This is a genomic window from Modestobacter sp. URMC 112 (genome assembly GCF_053502575.1).
The window spans coordinates 1,699,211-1,719,559 of the sequence record NZ_CP199957.1; the positions used below are offsets into that span (position 1 = coordinate 1,699,211).

Genomic DNA, 20,349 nt, shown 5'->3' on the forward strand with positions numbered 1-20,349 from the left:
CGCCGGACTGTCGGACCCCGCCCGTACGGTCGGCGCAGCTCCCCACCAGGGGAGGGTCGAGGGGGGCGCGGGTGTACGAGCAGGACGGCGAACTGGTGGTCAGTGCCAGTGACCTCACCGGTTTCCTGGAGTGCGAGCACCTGACCCGGCTGTCGGTCGAGGTCGCCCGTGGGCAGCGCGCCCGGCCCACCGCGGTCGACCCGATGACCGCGCTCGTCGCCCGGCACGGCATCGACCACGAGGCCCGGCACGTGCGCAGGCTGCGCGACCGCGGCCTGTCGGTGGTGGAGATCGCGCCACCGCAGGGCAAGGACGCCGGGCAGCTGTACCGGGCGCAGGCCGAGACGCTGGCCGCGATGCGCGCCGGCGCGGACGTCGTCTACCAGGCGACCTTCTTCGACGGCCGGTGGCGCGGGCACGCGGACTTCCTGCTCAAGCGCACCGACCGGGCCAGCGACCTCGGCCCGTGGGCCTACGACGTCGCCGACACCAAGCTGGCCCGCCGGATCAAGGTGCCCGCGATCCTGCAGATGGCGCTCTACGGCGACCTGCTCGCCGCCCTGCAGGGGGTGCCGCCCGAGCTGCTCACCGTCGTCACCGGCGACCAGCAGGAGCTGACCTTCGGCTACGCCGACGCGGAGGCGTACGCCCGCACCGCCCGGCGGCGGTTCACCGACCGCCTCGCCGACGGGGAGCTCGCCCCGCCCTATCCCAACGCGCACTGCGGGGTGTGCCCCTGGCGGGAGACCTGCACCGCGCGGTGGCGGGCGGAGGACTCGCTGTCCCTGGTGGCCTCGATGCGCCGCGACCACGCCACCGTGCTCGCCGACGCCGGCATCACCACCGTCGCCGAGCTCGGCGCCCGGCACCCGGCCGAGCTGCCCGACACGATCGGCCGCACCTCCCGGGAGCGGCTCGCCCAGCAGGCCCGGCTGCAGGTGGCCGAGCGCACCACCGGGCGGCCGTCCTACGAGTTCCTCCCCCGGGAGCGCGGCCGCGGGTTCGAGCTGCTGCCGCCCCCCAGCGCCGGCGACCTGTTCTTCGACATCGAGGGCGACCCGTTCGCCGGCGACGCCGGGCTGGAGTACCTGTGGGGGGTCCTGGACACCCAGGGCCGGTTCACCGCCCACTGGGGCTGCGACGCCGAGGCTCCCGACCAGTCGGCGGCCGAGCGGGCGGCCTTCGAGGCGGTCGTCGACCAGCTGACCGCCGCCCACGCCGCCGACCCGGCGATGCACGTCTACCACTACGCGCCCTACGAGCCGACCCGGCTCAAGACCCTCTCCGCCCGGCTGCAGACCCGGGTGGCCGAGGTGGACCGGCTGCTGCGCGCAGACGTGCTGGTCGACCTGTACGCGGTGGTGCGGCAGGGGCTGCGGCTGAGCAAGGAGTCCTACTCGATCAAGCAGGTGGAGGACTACTACCGCGGGCACACCCGGGAGCACGGCGACCAGGTGTCCGACGCCGGGCAGAGCATCGTCGCGTTCGAGCAGTGGCTGGCGACCCGGGACCCGGCGGTGCTGGCCGAGATCGAGGTCTACAACCGCGACGACTGCGTCTCCACCCTCCAGCTGCGCGACTGGCTGGAGGAGCGGCGCACCGAGCTGCTGGCCGCCGGGGTCCCGCTGGCCCGCCCGGAGGACGGCGATCCGGACGGGTCGGCGGAGAACGCCGCCGCCCAGGTGCTCCGCGAGGAACTGGAGGGCCGGCTGCTGGACGGGCTCCCCGACACCGACCGGTCCGCGGAGCAGCAGGCGCGCTGGATGCTGGCCCAGCAACTGGGCTGGCACGCCCGGGAGGCCCGGTCGGCGTGGTGGGAGTACTTCCGGCTGCGTGACCTCACCGCCGAGGACCTGGAGCGGGAGACCGCCGCGCTGGGGCCGCTGGAGGGCCCCGAGCTGGTCGGCGCCCAGCGACGGTCCCAGCAGTGGCGCTACACGTTCCCGCCGCAGGAGACGAAGGTGTCCGCGGGCAGCCGGTTCGAGCACCTGGAGCCCGGCGCCGACGGGATGCGGGTCACCAGCACCGTCGTCGACGTCGACCCGACCGCCGGCTGGGTGGTCCTGGCCCGCAGCGCCACCTCACCGCACGACCACCCGACGGGCCTGCTGCCCACCTCCCCGCCGGGTGACGCGGTGTTCCGGTCGGCCCTCGCCGACTTCGCCGAGCAGGTCCTCGTGACCGGGATCGACGGGCCCGGCCCGCTGCGCGCGGCCCGCGACCTGCTGCTGCGGCGGCCGCCCCGGCTGGTCGCCGGCGCGCCGCAGCGGCAGCCGGGGGAGGAGTCGGCGGACGCCGTGCGCCGGCTGGCGTCCGAGTTGGCCGGCGGGGTGCTGGCCGTGCAGGGCCCGCCCGGCGCGGGCAAGACCCACACCGGGGCCCGTGCAGTGGTCGACCTGCTGCGGGCGGGCCGGCGGGTCGGGCTCACCGCCTCCAGCCACAAGGTGATCGGCAACCTGCTCGACGCGGTGATGGCGGCGGCGCGGGAGGCGGGCCTGCGGGTGCGGGCGCTGCAGAAGGCCGACGACACCCAGCGCTGCGCCGACGTGGACGTGCAGTGCGTGGGCTCCAACGCCGACGTCCTGGACGCCCTCGACGGCGGCGACGTCGACCTGGTCGCCGGCACCTCCTGGCTGTTCGCCCGCCCCGAGCTGGCCGGGCGGCTGGACGTGCTGGTGGTCGACGAGGCCGGGCAGCTCTCCCTGGCCAACACGCTGGCGATCAGCCGGTCGGCGTCCGGCCTGGTGCTGCTCGGCGACCCGCAGCAGCTGCGCCAGCCTGGTCGGGGCATCCACCCCGAGGGCGGTGACGTCTCGGCGCTGGAGCACGTACTGGGCGCGGACGAGGTGCTTCCCGCCGACCGCGGCGTCTTCCTGGACCGGTCCTGGCGGATGGCCCCGGCGCTGTGCCGGGTGGTGAGCGAGCTGTCCTACCGGGGACAACTCCGGCCGGCGCCGGTCACCGCCGGGAACACGCTGGCGGCTCCGGCGCGCTGGGCCGCGCCGTCCGGGATCGGCTGGATCCCGGTGGAGCACGAGGGCAACGGCTCGTCCTCCCGGGAGGAGGCGGCCGTCGTCGCCGCTCTGGTGGGCGACCTGATGGGCGCGGCCTGGACCGACGGCGGCGTCGAGCGGGTCATGACGCCGGCCGACGTGCTCGTCGTGACCCCGTACAACGCGCAGGTCAACCAGGTCCGCGCGGCGCTGGCCGGCGTGGGGCTGGCGGAGGTGGAGGTCGGCACGGTGGACAAGTTCCAGGGCCGGGAGGCGGCGGTCGCGGTGTTCAGCCTGGCCGCGTCCAGCGGCGCGCACGTGCCCCGCCGGCTGGACTTCCTGCTGGACCGGCACCGGCTCAACGTGGCGCTGTCCCGGGCGAAGACCGTTGCCTATGTGGTCGGCAGCCCGGCGCTGCTCACCTCGCCGGTGCACACCCCCGAGCAGTTGCAGTTGGTCAACGGCCTGTGCCGGTTGGTGGAGACCGCCGCCGCCGGCGCGCTCGCCGCCGCCCGCTGAGCAGCCGGGGGTGGACCTGCGCGTCGCTCCACCACCGTCCTCGGGTGCGGTGCGCAGCCGGTTCCGGCGGCAGGGCCGGCGGGACACCGCGCCGGAACTCGCGGTGCGCCGCCGGCTGCACGCCCGCGGGGTGCGCTACCGGGTCTATGTGCGCCCGTGCCGTGAGACCCGGGCGCGGGAGGAAGGACCCCTCTGCCCCCCACCGCTCGCAGGCTCGCGGCGGGACCCTGCAGAGGGGCCGGGGCGGCGAAGCTGGCCGCCAACGCCGCCCGGGACCGGCGTACCGACGCCGTGCTGACCTTCCTCGGCTGGCGGGTCCTTCGCTTCTGGGAACACGAGGACCCCGACGCCGTCGCGGACGCGATCTGCGCCGAGCTGGCGGCCGGACCGGGCGTCCGCGCCGGAGAGGCTGGTTAGGCTAGCCTCACCTCATCGGACGCTGGACGGGTCCGGGACGGCGACGGCGGGAGAGCACGATGAGCACGGCAACCGGCGCAGTGGCGCCTCCGACCGACGTTCCCGCGCCGTGCTACCGGTTCTTCTCCGTCACCGTCGCCCGCACCCAGCGGCTGGGCCCCAGCTTCCTGCGGCTGACGCTGGCCGGGCCGGCCCTCGCCGGGTTCGGCGCCGGCGGGGACGACCAGCGGATCAAGCTGGTGCTGTCCCGGGACGGCGCCCCGGTCGACGAGCTGCTGACCGACGGCCCCGACTGGTACCGGGCCCATCGTGCGCTCCCCGACGACCGCCGCCCGTACCTGCGCACCTACACCGTCCGCGCCGCCCGCCCCGAGGTCGGGGAGCTCGACGTCGACGTCGTCCTGCACGGGCTCGGCAACGGCGTCCCCGGTCCGGCCGCGACCTGGGCCGCGGGCGCGGTCCCGGGCGACCCGGTCGTCCTGCTCGGCCCCGACCGTCCCGGCCGCGGCCGCGCCTGGGGCTGCGAGTGGGCGCCGCCGTCGCACGGGCCGCTGTTCCTCGCCGGGGACGAGACGGCCGTGCCGGCCGTCGGCGCCGTCCTGGAGGGCCTGCCCGGCGGGCGGCCCACCGTGGCCGTGCTGGAGGTGCCCACCGCGGGCGACGTGCTCCCGCTGGGCCTGGCGCCCGGGATCGAGGTCCGCTGGCTGATCCGCGGCGGCCGTCCGCGCGGGGCTGCGCTCGGCCCGGCGGTGCATGACGCGCTGTGCGAGCTGGGGATCGCCCGCCGCTCGCCCGGCGAGGAACCGGAGGACGTCGACCTGGACGGCGGCCTGCTCTGGGAGGTGCCGGGGGGCCGCGCAGGGGAGCCGGCACCGGACTGCTACGCCTGGCTGGCCGGGGAGGCCGGCATGGTGACGACGCTGCGCCGGCGGCTGGTGCGCGACCTCGGCCTGCCCCGGTCCTCGGTGGCCTTCATGGGGTACTGGCGACTCGGTACGGCCGAGCGCGGCTGAGCCCGGCTCCCGCGGCGGTCCGGTGCCCTACGGTCGGTGCCGAGCGCCGGGTGCCCCGGCGCCGGGAGGAGGCCGTCGTGCTGCGGGTCCTGGTCGGCATGGTCGTCGTGCTGCTCGGCATCTGGGTGCTCGTGGGGCTGCTCGGCTGGATCGTGCAGGGCCTGTTCTGGCTCGCCCTGGTCGGCGTCGTGGTGCTCGCCGGATCCGCGCTGGCCGGCTCCGGCCGCGGGCGTCGCTGACCGGATGACCGTGGTGCTGGTCGACGTGGCCAACGTCGTCGGCTCCCGGCCGGACGGGTGGTGGCGGGACCGGGCCGGCGCCACGACCCGGCTGCTGGACCGGCTGGCCCGGCTGCCCGGGCGGACGCTGCCCGGACCGGACGGCCCCCCGGTGTCGGTCACCGCGCTCGTCGCGGTGGTCGAGGGGCAGGCGCGCGCCGCCGAGGTGCCGGCCGGGCTGCGGGTGGTCCGCGCGGCAGGCAGCGGCGACGACGCGCTCGCCGCCGTGGCGGCCGAGCTGGCCGACGGCGACGACGGGCTGCTGGTCGTGACCGCCGACCGGGGCCTGCGCGCCCGGCTGCCCGGGTCCGCCGGGGTGGCCGGCCCGGGCTGGCTGCTCGGCGTGGCCGATCGGGACGGCGGCGGCGCGGACGCACCGGGCTGAGCCGAACCGCTCCGCCGGTGTGGTGGATCACGTCGGCAACCGGACCGACACCGATCGTGGTCACACTCACGGCTCCCGGACACGTGTCGGACACCCCCTGACCACGTCCGGCTGGGACGGTGGAGTCAGCGCCCGAGGTCGTGTGCTCATCCGACCCCCGCCCGCCACCGTCGGCGGCGCCGCTCCTCGTCCTGAAGGTCCGCTCATGCTCCGTGCTGTCTCCTCCCGTTCCCGCGCGCCCGTCGCCGGCCTGCTCCGTTCGGTCGTCGCGGGCGCTCCCGTCCCCACACTGGGCCGGCTGCGGACCGCCGTCGCCGCGCTCTTCGCCCTCGACGGCTTCGTCTTCGGCAGCTGGGCGGCCCGCGTGCCCGACGTCAGCGCCGCCACCGGCGCCGGGCACACCGCCCTCGGCGTCGCCCTGCTGTGCCTGTCCCTGGGCGCGCTGGCCTGCATGCAGGTGACCGGCGCGCTGTGCACCCGCCTGGGCACCGGCCTGACCGCCACCCTGGCCGGCATCGGCGCCAGCGTCTGTGCCGTGCTGCCCGGCTTCGCCACCGACGTGCCCACGCTCTGCGCCGGCCTGCTCGTCTTCGGCGCGGCCACCGGCGCGGTCAACGTCGCGGCCAACAGCGTCGGGGTGCAGGTCGAGGCCCGGGCCGGGCGGCCGCTGCTCTCCGGCCTGCATGCCGCGTTCAGCGCCGGCGGGCTGCTCGGTGCCCTGGTCGGCGGGCTGGCCTCGGGCGTCACCGGCGTCGGTGCCCACCTGGTCGCCGTGGCCGTGCTGGGCCTGGCGGTGATGGCCTGGGCCGGCCCTGTGCTGGTCGGCGCCGACGTCGGCGGCCGGGCGGCCGCGCGGGTCGCCGAGCCCGAGGGCGCGGACACCGGCCCGCGGCCCACCGCGGTGCTCGTGCTGCTCGGCGTCGTCGCCGGCGCCACCGCGTACGGCGAGGGCGCGCTGTCCGACTGGGGCGCGCTGCACCTGCGCGAGCACCTGGCCGCCGCGCCGGCGCTGGCCGCCGCCGGGTACGCCGGGTTCTCCTCGGCCATGGCCGCCGGGCGGCTGGCCGGCGGCCGGCTGGTCGCCGTCCTGGGGGAGCGCCGGCTACTGGTGGGCGGCTCGCTGATCGCCGCCACCGGCGCGCTCACCGCGGTGACCACGACGTCGCTGCCGGTGGCCCTGGCCGGCTACGCGGTGGTCGGCCTCGGCCTGGCCAACGTCTTCCCGCTGGCGATCGCCCGGGCCGGCGCGCTCGGCGGCCCGTCCGGCGTCGCCCTGTCGACGACGGTCGGCTACACCGGGCTGCTCGGCGGACCGCCGGTGATCGGCTTCCTCGCCGAGCACGCCGGGTTGCCCACGGCGCTGGGGACCGTGGCGCTGATGGCCGTCGTCGCGGCGGTGCTGGTCCTGGGGATCGAGGGGCCCTCGGTGCGCCGCCCGGCGGTGCCCGGCTGGGCGCAGCCGGTGCTGTTCGGCCGGCGTCCGGTCGCGGTCGTGCTCGCGCCGGCCGCCGTCCGGGTGCGCCGGAGCACCGGCAGCTACCTGCGCGACCTGCGGATGCTGGAGGTCTGACCCCCAGGGGCCGCGGCCGGCACGTGAACGCCGTGTCCCGATCTGCCCCTCACTGTTGACCTGCGGTGGAGAGGGGAACACGCTGGCCCCGCTCCATCCCGGAGGCCCCGAGCCAGAGGACCGCAGATGACCGCCGAGCCCGTGTCCGCCAGGTCCCCGCACGCACACCGGGCGGGGGTGGAGACCGAGGCGGTGGACGCCGGCTACCTGCAGAAGCGGCAGCTGCGCACCGGGACGGCGGGCTGGCTGCTGCTGGCCGGCCTCGGGGTGTCCGCGGTCATCTCCGGGGACTACGCCGGCTGGAACTTCGGCCTCGAGCAGGGCGGGTTCGGCGGGCTGCTGATCGCCGTCGTCCTGATGGCCGTCATGTACACGGCGATGGTGTTCGGGCTGGCCGAGCTCGGGTCGGCGCTGCCGACCGCCGGGGGCGGCTACACCTTCGCCCGGCGGGCACTGGGGCCCTGGGGCGGCTACGCCACCGGCGTCGCCGTGCTCATCGAGTACGCCATCGCCCCCGCCGCGATCGCCACCTTCATCGGTGCCTACGTGGAGTCCCTCGGGCTGTTCGGGATCACCGACGGGTGGTGGGTGTACCTGGCGGTCTACGCCCTGTTCATCGGCATCCACCTGCTCGGCGTCGGCGAGGCGCTCAAGGCGATGTTCGCCGTCACCGTCGTCGCGCTGGCCGGGCTGGTCGTCTTCCTGGTCGCGGCGGTCCCGCTCTTCGACGCGGCGAACCTGCTGGACATCCCGCCCACCGACGCCGCGGGCGCCTCGGACTTCCTGCCCTTCGGGCTGCTCGGCATCTGGGCGGCGTTCCCGTTCGCCATCTGGTTCTTCCTGGCCGTGGAGAGCGTGCCGCTGGCCGCCGAGGAGGCCCGCGACCCCGCCCGCGCCATGCCGCGGGGGATCGTGGCCGCGATGGGCGTGCTGGTCGTGCTCGCCGTCCTGATGCTGGTGTTCACCCCGGGCGCGGGCGGCTCGGCGGCGATGGCCGGGTCGGGGAACCCGCCGGTCGACGCGCTCGCCGCCGCCGGTGCCTCCGAGGGCCTCACCACGGTGGTCAACTACGCCGGGCTGTTCGGGCTAGTCGCCAGCTTCTTCTCGATCATCTACGCCTACTCGCGGCAGACCTTCGCGCTGTCCCGGGCGGGCTACCTGCCCCGCGCGCTGTCGGTCACCAACGCCCGCAAGGCCCCGGTGCTGGCGCTGCTGGTGCCCGGCGCCATCGGGTTCGTGCTGTCGCTGACCGGCCAGGGCGCGATGCTGCTCAACATGGCCGTCTTCGGGGCGACGGTCTCCTACGTGCTGATGATGGTCAGCCACATCGTGCTGCGCCGCCGCGAGCCGGACCTGCCCCGGCCCTACCGGACGCCGGGCGGGGTGGCCACCACCGGCGTCGCGCTGGTGCTCGCCGCCGCGGCCGTGCTGGCCACCTTCCTGGTCGACGTCACCGCGGCGCTGTGGACGCTGGCCGCCTACGCGCTGTTCCTCGGCTACTTCGCCCTCTACAGCCGGCACCACCTGGTGGCGTCCGCGCCGGAGGAGGAGTTCGAGGCGCTGGCCGCCGCGGACGAGGAGCTGCGGTGATCCGGCGGACGACGCTGGGCGGGCACACCCACGAGTTCCCGGCGCTGTCGGACCTGCTGGCCAAGGCCACCCCGGCCCGGTCGGGGGACGTGCTGGCCGGGGTGGCGGCGGAGTCCGAGGCGCAGCGGGTGGCCGCCCAGCTGGTGCTCGCCGACGTCCCGCTGGCCACCTTCCTCGACGAGCAGGTGGTCGGCTACGACGAGGACGACGTCACCCGGCTGATCCTGGACACCCACGACCCCGCCGCCTTCGCCCCGGTCGCGTCGCTCACGGTGGGGGAGTTCCGCGAGTGGCTGCTGGCCCGGTCCGCCGAGGGCGACGAGGCGGCCATCAGCGGACTGGCCCGCGGGCTCACCCCGGAGATGGTGGCGGCCACGTCGAAGCTGATGCGGACGGCCGACCTGGTCGCCGTCGGCCGCCGCACCCGGGTGGTCACCGGGCTGCGCAGCACCCTGGGCCTGCCCGGCCGGCTGGCCTCCCGGCTGCAGCCCAACCACCCCACCGACGACGCGATCGGGGTGACCGCCAGCATCCTGGACGGGCTGCTGCACGGCTGCGGCGACGCCGTCATCGGGATCAACCCGGCCACCGACTCCCCGGCACGCACCATCGCGCTGCTCGAGCTGGTCGACGCGGTGATCAGCCGCTACGAGATCCCCACCCAGTCCTGCGTGCTGGCCCACGTGACCACCACGCTGCGCGCGCTGGAGGCGGGCGCGCCGGTGGACCTGGTGTTCCAGTCGGTGTCGGGCACCCAGGCCGGCAACCGCGGGTTCGGCGTCACCCTGGACCTGCTCGCCGAGGCCCGCGCCGGAGCGCTGGAGCTGGGTCGGGGCACCGTCGGGCGCAACGTCACCTACTTCGAGACCGGCCAGGGCTCGGCTCTGTCGGCCGACGCGCACCACGGCGTCGACGGCCGGGCGGTGGACCAGCAGACCCTGGAGTGCCGGGCCTACGGCGTGGCCCGGCACTTCGAGCCGCTGCTGGTGAACACCGTCGTCGGGTTCATCGGCCCGGAGTACCTCTACGACGGCAAGCAGGTGATCCGGGCGGGGCTGGAGGACCACTTCTGCGGCAAGCTGCTCGGCCTGCCGATGGGGGTGGACGTCTGCTACACCAACCACACCGACGTCGACCCCGACGACACCGACACCCTCACCCTGCTGCTCGGCGCCGCCGGCTGCGCGTTCGTCATCGCCGTCCCCGGGTCGGACGACGTGATGCTGCACTACCAGTCGCTGTCCTTCCAGGACGTGCTCACCGCCCGGCAGGTGCTCGACCTGCGGCCCGCGCCGGAGTTCGAGGCCTGGCTGGCGCGGATGGACCTGCTCGACGACGCCGGCCGGGTGCGCGACCTCGCGCCGGACGCCCCCGCGGCGCGGGCCCTCCTCGCGGCGGCCCGGCCGTGACCGCCCCCGGCGGGGCGGACTCGACCCTCGCGGCGGCGGGGGACGACCCCTGGGCGGTGCTGCGCGGGTCGACCCGCGCCCGGGTGGCCCTGGGCCGGGCGGGGGACGGGCTGCCGACGGCGCGCTGGCTGGAGTTCCGGGCCGCGCACGCCGCCGCTCGGGACGCGGTGCACACCGCGCTGGACGCCGACCTGGTGCGGACGGCGCTGACCGGTGCCGGAGTCGACCTCGACGTGCTGGAGGTGCACAGCCGCGCCCCGGACCGGGCCACCTACCTGCAGCGCCCGGACCTCGGCCGGCAGCTGGCCGAGGGGACGTCGCTCCCGCACGGGGAGCACCACCTGGCCCTGGTGCTCGCCGACGGGCTGTCCCCCCGCGCGGTGCACGAGCACGCCGCCGGCACGGTCGCCGCGGTGCTCGAACGGCTGCCGGGCTGGTCGGTGGCGCCGCTGGTGCTGGCCTCCCAGGCCCGGGTCGCGCTCGGCGACCCGGTCGGGCAGGCGCTGGGGGCGGAGGTCGTCGTCGTCCTGATCGGGGAGCGGCCCGGCCTCAGCTCCGCGGACAGCCTGGGCCTGTACCTGACCCACGGCCCGCGCCCGGGCCGGGCGGACTCCGAGCGCAACTGCATCTCGAACGTGCGGCCGCCGCACGGGCTGGGCTACGCGCAGGCCGCGGACACCCTGGTCGCGCTGCTCCAGGCGTCCCGCCAGCTGGGCGCCTCCGGGGTGGTGCTCAAGGACGAGGGCGGCGCGCTCCCTCCTGGAGCCGGCTGAAGAAGGACCCGCTCTCCCCCCACCCCTCGCACGCTCGGGGCGGGGCCCTGAGAGCGGGCCGTCCCAGCCGGAACTGGCGTGCTCGAACTCCGGGCTCAGACGCCGGGGAAGGCGCCCGGGCGTACCTTGCGGACCGCCCACATCCCGGTGCTGAGCAGCATCTCGACCGGGTCGCGGCGGGGCGGCTCCTCGGTGGCCGGCCAGCGCGGCGCCATGTCCGGGTCGGCGTCCACCCGCGCCGCCGTCACGCTCGTGGGCAGGTCCACGTTGCCGATCCGCGCCTGCAGCCGCTGGCGGATGTCGTCGGGGGTGTAGGCCCGGCGGTGCCGTTCGTGCCGGGTCAGCACGGCACCGGTGGCAGCGACACCCGCGAGACCGGCGACTCCGAGGAGCTTGACGAGGCGCATGTCCCCTACGGTATCGGCGTGGCCGACTCCCGTGCCCTTCCGCTGCACGAAGCCGTGGAGCTGACCCGCACCGGTGACGTGTGGGTCTTCCGCGGCGCCTCGCTGGCGGACCGGGCCATCCAGACCCTCACGAACGCGCCGGTCAACCACGTCGGCATGGCGGTGGTCCTCGACGACCTCCCGCCGCTGCTCTGGCACGCCGAGCTCGGCCACTCGCTCCCCGACGCCTGGACCGGCCACCACCAGCGCGGCGTGCAGCTGCACGACCTCAACGACGCGGTCTGCGTCTGGCGCAAGCGCTACAAGCAGCAGGCCTGGCTGCGGCAGCTGGTCGGCCCGGCGGACGACGGCGGGGTGACGCAGGAGATGGAGGACCAGATGCTGCGCACCATCGCCCTGCTCGACGGCCGCCCGTTCCCCACCACCCGAGGGCTGCTCCGCGGCTGGTTCAACGGCAAGGTCCGCCGTCACGAGACGAACGACACCGTCTTCTGCGCCGAGCTGGTCGCGGCGACGTACACCGCGATGGGCCTGCTGCCGGCCAAGCGCCCGCTCAAGACCTACGACCCGGGCAGCTTCTGGTCCGGTGACCAGCTGGGGCTGGTCGGCGCCGAGCTGGGCCCGGAGATCGCCGTCGACGTCCCCGGGGCCACCGAGCCCTGCTGACCCGCCCGGGTCAGCAGGGCTCGGCGGCCCCGTCGCCGAAGGTCTCCTGCGGGTCGAGCCGGCCGTCGAGGACGTCGGCGGCCACGTCGTCGACGGTCCGGCCCAGCGCGTAGGCGTGCCCGCGCAGCACCGCCAGCGCCTCCTCGGGGTCCAGGTGCAGCGCCAGGCCGGTCCGGCCGACCGCCTGCCAGACCCGGGCGCGGCGTACCGCCGGGGGGCTGTGCGACCACGCGGGCCCGGCCTCCCCGGTCCAGGACGACCACACCGCGGCCTCCGCCAGCGTCGCGGTGACCAGGTCGCCGACGGTGATCGCGGCGAAGACGTCCAGCCCGGCCACGTCGGCCGCGTCCCGGAAGTACAGGTCGATGGCCCCGGCGCCGGCGTACCCCCGCCGCAGCGGCAGCGCGACGATGCCGCGGTAGGGGGTGCGGTCGCGCAGCAGCTCGGAGAACACCGGCCAGCGCCGCTGCATGTCCTCCTCGACGACGAACACCGGCTGCCGGGTCTCGCTGGCCTGCAGGCACGGTCCGGCCCCGACGGTGAACTGCAGCCGCTCGGCCAGCCCGGACACCGGGTCGCTGGCGCCCAGCGGGGACTGCCGGGCCGGGTCGACCCGCACGCTGATCCCCGCGCCGTCCACCGACAGGACCTGGGCCACCGCGCGGGACAGCCGCTGGGGGAGCAGTTCGGGGACGGCCTCGGGGGTCGCCTCGGCGGAGAGCGCCTCGGCGAAGGTGTCGGCGATCGGTCGCCCGCTGGTCATGGCCTGAGTCTCCCCCCGATCAGCCGTCCGGCCCGCACCGGTGTCCCGGCGGTCAGCCGGCCACCGGGGCGGCGAGGGTCCGTCCGCCGAGCTCGAGCACCGTGTCGCCGTCCCGGGCCAGGTCCCGGTCGTGGGTCACGCACACCACCAGCCGGCCGGCCAGCGCCCGCCGGAGGTCGGCTGCCAGCGCCTGCGCGGTAGGCGGGTCGAGGTGGGCGGTGGGCTCGTCGAGCAGCACGACCTCGCGGTCGGCCAGCAGCGTGCGGGCCACCGCCAGCCGCCGGCGCTCGCCGCCGGACAGGCCGGTCCCGCCGGCGCCGACGGGGGTGTCCAGGCCCGCGGGCAGCCCGGCCAGCAGCGGTCCCAGCCCGGCGGCGGCGAGTGCGGACCGCATCGCCGCGTCGCCCCCGGCGCCGGTCAGGGCGCCGCGTGGCCGGGCCAGCGCCAGGTTGGCCCGCAGCGACGCGTCGAACACGTGCGCGGCCTGCGGGCACCAGGCCACGGCGGCGCGGACGTCGTCCCCGGTCAGCCGGGCGACCGACACCGGTGCCCGCCCGTCCCCGAGCACGTACTCGCCGGCGGCCGGGCGCAGCGCCGCCAGCAGCACGCTCAGCAGCGTGGACTTCCCCGAGCCGGAGGGGCCGGTGACCACCAGCCAGTCCGCGCCGGCGGTGGCCACCAGGTCGAGGTCGCGGAGCACGCCCGGGCGCCCCGGCCAGCCGGCGGTGAGCCGCTCGGTGGCCAGCTCGCGGACCGGGCGCGGCGCGGGGCTGCGGTCCTCCGGCGCCGGGTCGGCGGCCACCGGCTCGGCCAGCACCGCCTCGACCCGGGCCCGGGCGTCCCGCCAGGCCGGCCGGCCGCGCCGGGCGGCGTTCAGCGCGGCCAGCGGCTCCAGGAGCGCCAGCGGGGCCAGGGCGAGCACCGCCGCGGTCGGTGCCGACAGCTCGCCGGCGGCGACGGCCGCGGCACCGGCCTGCAGCGCCAGCACGGCCGCCGTCCCGCTGGCCAGCACGGCCACCGCGTCGCCGACCGCGGTCGCGGTGGCGCCGGCCTGGGCGGCCCGCCCCTGCCGGCGGCCCAGCGCGTCGAGCCGGTCCGCCTCCCCGCCGGTGAGCCCGTGCGCCCGCAGGTCGGCGGCGGCCTCCAGCACCGCGCTGGTCTCCCGCAGGGTCACCGTCCGCAGCTCGTCGGCCGTTCGGGCGCCGCCGCGGTCGGCCCGCCGGTGCACGGCCAGGACCACCAGCACCGCGGCCAGCAGGACGGCGCCGACCAGCACGCCGGCCCGCGGGTCGAGCACCGCCAGCGCCGCCGTCGTCCCGGCCAGCACGGTGCCGGCGACCAGCGGCGGGGTGACCACCCGGACGGAGAGGTCCTGCAGCAGCCCGACGTCGCCGACCAGCCGGGCCAGTGCGCGGCCGGGCGTCCGGTCGGCGGCGGGGCCCTGGGCGACCAGCGCGGACCACAACCGCAGCCGGGTGCGCTGGGCCAGCTGCAGCGCGGCGTCGTGGCCGGCCAGCCGCTCCAGCCAGCGCAGGCCGGCGCGGGCGAGGCCGAAGCCGCGGACGCCCGCGGTGGCGACCAGCAGGGTGAGGACCGGCGGCTGCTCCGCCGCCCGGACGATGAGCCAGCCGGACACGGCGGTCAGCGCGATGCCGGCGGCGCTGGACCCGGCCCCGGTCAGCACCGACCGCAGCACCGCCGCCCGCGGCCAGTCCAGCCCCGCCGTCCCGCCGTCCCCACCCGCCGGACCCGAGGCGCCCGAGGCGCCGGCGCTTTCGGTACCGAGAGCACCCGTGCTCTCGGTACCGAGAGCACGCGCGCTCCCGGTACCGGGAGCACCGTCGGGGGCGGGCGCCGGCGTCGTCATGGCGGGGGCGGGGGAGGGGAGGTCGACGACGGCGTCGGCGAGCGCGACCAGGGCCGGCTCGTGGGTGACCAGCACCGTGCACAGCGAGCCGCGCAGCCGGTGCAGCAGCTCGGCCACGTGCGCGGTGGCGGCGGCGTCGAGCGAGGCGGTCGGCTCGTCCAGCAGCAGCACCCGGGCACCGCGCTGCACCCGCACCAGCGCCCGGGCCAGCGCCACCCGCTGCAGCTCACCGGGGGACAGCGTCCGGCAGGCCCGGTCGCGCAGGTGCCCGGCCTCCACCCACTCCAGCGCGGTGGCGGCGAGCGTCGCGGCCCGGTCGGCGGGCAGGTCCCCGGCGGTGCGGAGAAGCTCGTCGTCCACCGTGTCGGCAACGGTCCGGGGGGCCTGCGGGACGACGGCGACGTCCTCGGGCCGCAGCACCGAGCCGGACACCCGGGCCGAGGCGCCGTCCAGCAGCTGCCCGGCCAGGACGGCGAGCACGGTGGACTTGCCCGACCCGCTGGGACCGCGCAGCGCCACCAGGTCACCGGGGGCCACGTCGAGGTCCAGGCCGGCCACCGCGGGGGCGCCGCGGCCGGGGAAGGCGACGGTCAGGTCGCGGACGGTGATGCCGCGCACCTGCCCGGCGGGAGGAGCCGCCACGACCGGCCGCGGAGCGGGGGTGGCCAGCACGCGGCGGGCGCCGGCAGCGGCCTCGGTGGCGGCCTCGGCGGCGTGGCGCGCGGCTCCCAGGGCCCGCAGCGGGGCGAACGCCTCGGGGGCGAGCAGCAGCGCGAGGAGCCCGACGTCCAGCGGCATGTGCCCCTCGACCAGCCGGACGCCGACGGTGACCGCCACCAGCGCGACCGACAGGGTGGCCAGCACCTCCAGGACCAGCGCGGAGAGGAAGGCGGTGCGCAGCGTGGCCAGGGTGCGCCGGCGGGTGGTCTCGCCGAGCTCGGCGAGCGCGGCCAGCTGGTCGGCGGCGCGCCCCAGGCCGACCAGCACCGGCAGTCCGCGGACCAGCTCGGCGACGTGCCCGGCGACCCGGTCCAGCGCCCGGGCGGCGGCCGCGGTGGTGTCCCGGGTCTGCAGGCCGACGAGGGCCATGAACAGCGGCACCAGCGGCAGGCAGACCGCCACGAGCAGGGCGCTGACCCAGTCGGCGACACCGAGGGCGACCAGCACCACCGGGGGGACGACGGCGGTCTGCGCCAGCGCGGGGAGGTACCCGGCCAGCGCGGGGCCGAGGTCGTGCAGCCGGGTGCTGGCCAGCACCGCGGCCGGTCCGCGCCCGCCGGCGGCGTCGACCGCCTCGCCCTCCCCGGCCAGCAGCCGGTCGAGCAGCTGCCGCCTCAGGGCGTCCTCGGCGCGGCGGGCGTCCCGGGCGGCGGTCGCGGACCCGATGCCGCCGGCCAGCGCGCGGACGCCGACGCCGAGCAGCGCCACGGCCAGCGCGGCGCCGGGGACCGCGCCCTCGGCGACGTCGGCCACCGCGCGGGCCAGCCCGGCGGCCAGCAGGACGACGCCGGCGGTCTGGACCAGTGCGGCGGCCGCGGCCCGGGCGAGCGCCCCGCGCAGGCCCGGGACCCCGGCCAGCGCCCCCAGCGGCCCGCGCTCCGCCGGCGGGGTCACGCGGACACCGGCTCGGCGTGCGGGGTCTCCGGGTCCGCGGTCAGCCGCTGCCGGAACACCCAGTAGGTCCACGCCTGGTACCCGAGGACGACGGGGAGGCCGAACCCGGCGACCCAGGTCATGACGGTCAGCGTGTAGTCGCTGACCGAGGCGCCGGCGACGGTGACGTCGAACACGGCGTCGATCGTGGACGGGACGACGACGGGGTACCCGGCGCCGAAGACGGTGGCCGCCGCGGCCAGCAGCAGGACGGCCCAGGCGGTGAAGGCGGCGCCCTCCCGGTCCAGCCGCAGGAACGCCCAGGCGGCCGGCACGGCCAGCGCCGCGGTCAGCCACAGCGCGGCGGTGACCACGCTGCCCGAGCGTAACTGCACCAGCCCGGCCCACAGCAGCAGCGGCAGGGCGGCGACCGGCGACCACCGGCGGGCGAACGCCCGGGCGGCCGTGCGCACCGGGCCCTCGACCTTGAGCGCCAGGAAGACCGCGCCGTGCACGAGGGAGAAGCCGAGGACGGCGACCGCGCCGAGCAGCGCCGGCCAGCCCAGCCCGGCGAACGCGCCGCCGACCCGGACGCCGTCCCCGTCGACCGGCAGGCCGAGGGTGGTGGCGCCCAGCGCCGCCCCGATGCCGAGCGCGGCGACCAGCGAGCCGGCGGTGATGACGTGCGTCCAGGTGCTGTCCCAGCGCGGGTCGTGGTGGGAGTGCCGCCACTCGAAGGCCACCGCCCGCACGATCAGCCCGAGCAGCACCAGCACGAACGGCAGGTACAGGGCCGGCAGCCAGGTGGCGTACCAGCCGGGGAAGGCGGCGAAGACCGCACCGACGGCGGTGACCAGCCAGACCTCGTTGCCGTCCCACAGCGGGCCGATGGAGCGGAGCATCAGGTGCCGGTCGGCGGGCCGGCGGCCGAGCACCGGCAGCAGCGCGGCGACGCCGAAGTCGAAGCCCTCGAGCAGCAGGAAACCGGTCCACAGCACGGCGACCGCGGCGAACCACAGGGTCTGCAGGTCCATGACCATCTCTCTCAGTACGCGAAGGACAGGACGTCGTCGTCGGCGTCGCGGCCGGCGGGGGTGTCGTCGTCCGGCGTGCCGTCGGGGGTGCTGCCGGGGGTGGGGGCGCCGTCGCCGGTGGTGACCCCGCGGCGGACGAAGTGGGTGATCAGGCCGAACTCGACGACGGCGAGCACGCCGTAGACGAGGGTCAGCACCGACAGCGACGTCCACACCTCCGCGGCGGTGACGCCGGGGGAGACCGCCTGGGCCGTGAAGAACCAGATCTGCTCGTCGACCGGGACGTCGGGGTTGGGCACGACCGCGAAGGGCTGGCGGCCCATCTCGGTGAACACCCAGCCGGCCGCGTTGCCCACGAACGGCGCGCCGACGGCGAGCAGCGAGCCGTACACGCCGACCTTCGACGTGGGCACCCGGCCCTTGCGGGTGGCCCACAGCGCGTAGGCCCCGACCCCGGCCGACACCACGCCCATGCCGATCATGAGCCGGAAGCCCCAGTAGGTGACCGCCAGCACCGGCAGGTAGTCGACCGGCTCGCCGGCCAGCGCGCCGAACCGCTCGGGGTCGTCGGGGTAGGTGGCGCCGTAGACGGCGGCGTACCGCTCCTGCAGGTCGTTGACCCCCGGCACCTCGGAGCTGAAGTCGCCGTGCGCCAGGTAGGAGAGCACGTAGGGGACGGTGAAGGAGTGCACGTCGTCGCACTCGTTGCTGCCCAGCTTGCCGAAGGCGAAGACCGAGAAGGACGCCGGCGCCTCGGTCTCGCACAGCGCCTCGGCCGATGACATCTTGAGCGGCTGCTGCTGGTACATCAGCTTGCCCTGCCAGTCGCCGGTGAGGGACACCGCGAGGAAGGCGGCCAGCGACACCCAGCCGCCGAGCCGGACCGAGCGGCGCCACACGCGGTGGTCGACGTCCTCGGCGGGCAGCCCGGCCAGCCGCCGGCGGCGCAGGTGCCACAGCCCGATGCCGACCAGCAGCGAGCCGGCCACGGTGAGCGCTGCGACGATCGCGTGGCTGAACGCGGCCAGCGCGGTGTTGTTGGTCAGGACGGCGCCGATGCTGGTCAGCCGCGGGGTGTCGCCGTCCATCTCGACGCCGACCGGGTGCTGCATCCAGGAGTTGGCGGCGATGATGAAGTACGCGCTGACCACCGAGCCGATCACCGCGGCCCACAGCGCGGCCAGGTGCAGCTTCTTCGGGATCCGGCCCCAGCCGAAGATCCACAGGCCCAGGAAGGTCGACTCGAGGAAGAAGGCCAGCAGCGCCTCCATGGCCAGCAGCGACCCGAACACGTCGCCGACGAAGCGGCTGTACTCGCTCCAGGCCAGCCCGAACTGGAACTCCTGGACCAGCCCGGTGGCCACGCCCAGGACGAAGTTGATCAGGTAGATGCGGCCCCAGAACCGGGTCATCCGCAGCCACTCGGGGGAGCCGGTGCGCACCCACATGGTGTGCATGACGGCGACCAGGATCCCCAGGCCGATGGTCAGCGGGACCATCAGGAAGTGGTAGACGGTGGTGATCCCGAACTGCCAGCGAGCGATGTCCAGCACGTCCACCGCGGTTCTCCCTCGGGTCGCTGTCGTACGATCGACACGTTCTTTCTACGCCTGGTAGAACGAAACTTCTACGACACGTAGAAGTCAGTCCGTGTGACCCGTACGACAGGAGGACCGGTGGCATCCCTCGGGGAGCTGGAGCGGGCCGTGATGGACCGGCTGTGGTCCGCGGGCGGGCCGCTGAGTGCGGCCGACCTGCGGGAGGGCCTGGCCGACCGCGGGCTCGCGCTGACCACCGTGCACACCGTGCTGACCCGGCTGGAGCAGAAGGGCTTCGTCGTCCACGACGAGGAGCGGCCCCGCCGGTTCACCGCGCGCGCCACCCGCGAGGAGCACGCCGCCGAGCTGATGCACGAGGTGCTCGGCCAGGCCGGCGACCGGCAGGCCGCGCTGGCCCGGTTCGTCGGCTCGGTCAGCGCCGACGAGGTCGGGCTGCTGCGGCAGCTGCTGGCCGACGCCGAGGGTGCCGCGGGCCGGCCCGCCGCCGGCTGACCGTGCTCCCGGCGACTGCGGTCGCGCTCGCCGTCCTGGCGGCGCTGCTGGCCTGGCCGGTCCCGGCCGCGCTGGCCCGGGCCGGCTGGCCGCGGCGCGACCCGCTGACCGCGCTGCTGTGCTGGCAGGCCGTCGGCCTGGCCGGCGGCCTGTCGATCATCGGCGCGCTGCTGGTGCACGGGCTCGCGCCGTGGGGGCACTCGTTGCCCGAGGCGTGGTGGCACTGGCTCACCCGGCAGCCCGCGCAGGAGGTGGTGCGGGGAGACCACTGGGTCGCCCAGACCCTCGCCGCGGTGCTGGCCGTGGAGCTGCTGGGCGTGCTGGCGCTGTCCTGGGTGCGGACCGCCCGGACCCGGCGCCGGCACCGCGACCTGCTGGAGCTCGTCGTCCGCCCGGGCGCCGGCGGGGGCTCGGCGGGGGAGGCGCTGCTGCTCGAGCACCCGGCTCCGGTCGCCTTCTGCATCCCCGGCGCCCGCCCGCTGCTGGTGCTGTCCTCGGGCATGCTGGCCGAGCTCGACGACGCGCAGCTGGCCGCGGTGGTCGCGCACGAGCGGGCGCACCTGTCCGAGCGGCACCACCTCCTGCTGTTGCCGTTCGTCGCCTGGCGCGCGGCGCTGCCGGTGCTCCCGGCCGCCGACCGGGCGCACGACGCCGTCCGGGACCTGGTGGAGATGCGGGCCGACGACGTCGCCCTGGGCTCGCTGTCCGGTCCGCAGCCGCGGCGCACGCTGGCCGCGGCGATCGTGGCCGTGGCCGGTGGTGCCGGCGGGGTGGTGCCGGACGGGGCCCTGGCCGTCACCGGCGGCCCGGTCGCCGTCCGGGTGCGACGGCTGCTCGCCCCGCCGCAGCCGCTGTCGGCGGCGGCTCGGTGGACCGCCCGCGGTGCGGCACTGGCCCTGCTCCTGGCGCCGACCGCCCTGCTGCTCACCCCCGCCCTCGCCCTCGCGTGACGGACCCGCCCGACTTGCGCCCGCCGCGAGTGGAAGGACCCCGTCCTCCTCACACCTCGCACGCTCGGGCC

The 20,349-nt window shown here is 76.7% G+C and carries 17 protein-coding genes; 12 read left to right on the forward strand and 5 right to left on the reverse strand.

Annotated features, from left to right (window positions below; genetic code table 11):
• Positions 1-71: 71 nt before the first annotated feature.
• The 9 genes from ACWIX6_RS08000 to eutC all read left to right on the forward strand — a co-directional run bounded on the left by ACWIX6_RS08000 (position 72) and on the right by eutC (position 10,947).
• Positions 72-3,512 (forward strand): TM0106 family RecB-like putative nuclease, encoded by a 3,441-nt coding sequence (locus ACWIX6_RS08000; protein ID WP_448616312.1) that lies wholly within the window; start codon positions 72-74, stop codon positions 3,510-3,512.
• 252 nt (positions 3,513-3,764) lie between these two features.
• A complete protein-coding gene (locus tag ACWIX6_RS08005) occupies positions 3,765-3,929 on the forward strand; it encodes a DUF559 domain-containing protein (protein WP_448616983.1) in 165 nt (54 codons plus the stop codon).
• 59 nt (positions 3,930-3,988) lie between these two features.
• The gene (locus ACWIX6_RS08010) at positions 3,989-4,942 is read left to right on the forward strand and encodes a siderophore-interacting protein (RefSeq protein ID WP_448616313.1); all 954 of its coding nucleotides are present in this window, start codon (positions 3,989-3,991) and stop codon (positions 4,940-4,942) included.
• 77 nt (positions 4,943-5,019) lie between these two features.
• A complete protein-coding gene (locus ACWIX6_RS08015) occupies positions 5,020-5,181 on the forward strand; it encodes a hypothetical protein (RefSeq protein WP_448616314.1) in 162 nt (53 codons plus the stop codon).
• Between the two features lie 4 nt (positions 5,182-5,185).
• Positions 5,186-5,605, forward strand: coding sequence for a hypothetical protein (locus ACWIX6_RS08020; RefSeq protein WP_448616315.1), 420 nt, complete (start codon positions 5,186-5,188; stop codon positions 5,603-5,605).
• A 205-nt stretch (positions 5,606-5,810) separates the two neighbouring features.
• Positions 5,811-7,175, forward strand: coding sequence for an MFS transporter (locus ACWIX6_RS08025; protein ID WP_448616316.1), 1,365 nt, complete (start codon positions 5,811-5,813; stop codon positions 7,173-7,175).
• A 126-nt stretch (positions 7,176-7,301) separates the two neighbouring features.
• On the forward strand, positions 7,302-8,765 hold the full coding sequence (gene eat, locus ACWIX6_RS08030; protein ID WP_448616317.1) for an ethanolamine permease: 1,464 nt from the start codon (positions 7,302-7,304) through the stop codon (positions 8,763-8,765).
• Positions 8,762-10,174 carry an ethanolamine ammonia-lyase subunit EutB gene (locus ACWIX6_RS08035; protein WP_448616318.1) on the forward strand — a complete coding sequence of 471 codons (1,413 nt, stop codon included), beginning with the start codon at positions 8,762-8,764 and terminating at the stop codon, positions 10,172-10,174. The genes eat and ACWIX6_RS08035 overlap by 4 nt, the downstream gene beginning before the upstream one ends.
• Positions 10,171-10,947: an ethanolamine ammonia-lyase subunit EutC gene (gene eutC, locus ACWIX6_RS08040; protein ID WP_448616319.1), complete on the forward strand. Its 777-nt coding sequence runs from the start codon at positions 10,171-10,173 to the stop codon at positions 10,945-10,947. The genes ACWIX6_RS08035 and eutC overlap by 4 nt, the downstream gene beginning before the upstream one ends.
• 95 nt (positions 10,948-11,042) lie before the next feature.
• Here eutC and ACWIX6_RS08045 read toward each other — a convergent pair whose 3' ends face one another.
• Positions 11,043-11,354 (reverse strand): hypothetical protein, encoded by a 312-nt coding sequence (locus tag ACWIX6_RS08045; RefSeq protein ID WP_448616320.1) that lies wholly within the window; start codon positions 11,352-11,354, stop codon positions 11,043-11,045.
• An 18-nt stretch (positions 11,355-11,372) separates the two neighbouring features.
• Here ACWIX6_RS08045 and ACWIX6_RS08050 point away from each other — a divergent pair, with 18 nt between their 5' ends.
• Complete coding sequence (locus ACWIX6_RS08050) at positions 11,373-12,020, forward strand: hypothetical protein (protein WP_448616321.1); 648 nt, start codon at positions 11,373-11,375, stop codon at positions 12,018-12,020.
• 10 nt (positions 12,021-12,030) lie between these two features.
• Here the strand turns inward: ACWIX6_RS08050 and ACWIX6_RS08055 are convergent, their stop codons facing one another.
• The 4 genes from ACWIX6_RS08055 to ACWIX6_RS08070 are packed head-to-tail and all read right to left on the reverse strand — an operon-like array spanning position 12,031 to position 18,836.
• Positions 12,031-12,783 carry a GAF and ANTAR domain-containing protein gene (locus ACWIX6_RS08055; RefSeq protein WP_448616322.1) on the reverse strand — a complete coding sequence of 251 codons (753 nt, stop codon included), beginning with the start codon at positions 12,781-12,783 and terminating at the stop codon, positions 12,031-12,033.
• A gap of 52 nt (positions 12,784-12,835) precedes the next feature.
• Complete coding sequence (gene cydC / locus ACWIX6_RS08060; RefSeq protein ID WP_448616323.1) at positions 12,836-16,264, reverse strand: thiol reductant ABC exporter subunit CydC; 3,429 nt, start codon at positions 16,262-16,264, stop codon at positions 12,836-12,838.
• Entirely contained in the window at positions 16,261-17,277 is a 1,017-nt protein-coding gene (gene cydB, locus ACWIX6_RS08065; RefSeq protein WP_448616324.1) for a cytochrome d ubiquinol oxidase subunit II, read from the reverse strand. Before cydB ends, cydC begins: the two co-directional genes overlap by 4 nt.
• Positions 17,278-17,288: 11 nt before the next feature.
• On the reverse strand, positions 17,289-18,836 hold the full coding sequence (locus ACWIX6_RS08070) for a cytochrome ubiquinol oxidase subunit I (RefSeq protein WP_448616325.1): 1,548 nt from the start codon (positions 18,834-18,836) through the stop codon (positions 17,289-17,291).
• Positions 18,837-18,953: 117 nt separating this feature from the next.
• Between ACWIX6_RS08070 and ACWIX6_RS08075 the strand changes: the two genes are divergently transcribed.
• Both ACWIX6_RS08075 and ACWIX6_RS08080 read left to right on the forward strand, forming a co-directional pair.
• Entirely contained in the window at positions 18,954-19,328 is a 375-nt protein-coding gene (locus ACWIX6_RS08075) for a BlaI/MecI/CopY family transcriptional regulator (protein ID WP_448616326.1), read from the forward strand.
• Between the two features lie 2 nt (positions 19,329-19,330).
• A complete protein-coding gene (locus ACWIX6_RS08080; protein ID WP_448616327.1) occupies positions 19,331-20,278 on the forward strand; it encodes a M56 family metallopeptidase in 948 nt (315 codons plus the stop codon).
• Positions 20,279-20,349 lie beyond the last annotated feature (71 nt).

Excerpts from the sequence above, each read along its gene's own strand:
- ACWIX6_RS08045 (WP_448616320.1), bottom strand. The coding sequence starts at position 11,354 with ATGCGCCTCGTCAAGCTCCTCGGAGTCGCCGGTCTCGCGGGTGTCGCT.
- ACWIX6_RS08055 (WP_448616322.1), bottom strand. The coding sequence starts at position 12,783 with ATGACCAGCGGGCGACCGATCGCCGACACCTTCGCCGAGGCGCTCTCC.
- eat (WP_448616317.1), top strand. The coding sequence starts at position 7,302 with ATGACCGCCGAGCCCGTGTCCGCCAGGTCCCCGCACGCACACCGGGCG.
- cydB (WP_448616324.1), bottom strand. The coding sequence starts at position 17,277 with ATGGACCTGCAGACCCTGTGGTTCGCCGCGGTCGCCGTGCTGTGGACC.
- ACWIX6_RS08020 (WP_448616315.1), top strand. The coding sequence starts at position 5,186 with ATGACCGTGGTGCTGGTCGACGTGGCCAACGTCGTCGGCTCCCGGCCG.
- ACWIX6_RS08010 (WP_448616313.1), top strand. The coding sequence starts at position 3,989 with ATGAGCACGGCAACCGGCGCAGTGGCGCCTCCGACCGACGTTCCCGCG.
- ACWIX6_RS08025 (WP_448616316.1), top strand. The coding sequence starts at position 5,811 with ATGCTCCGTGCTGTCTCCTCCCGTTCCCGCGCGCCCGTCGCCGGCCTG.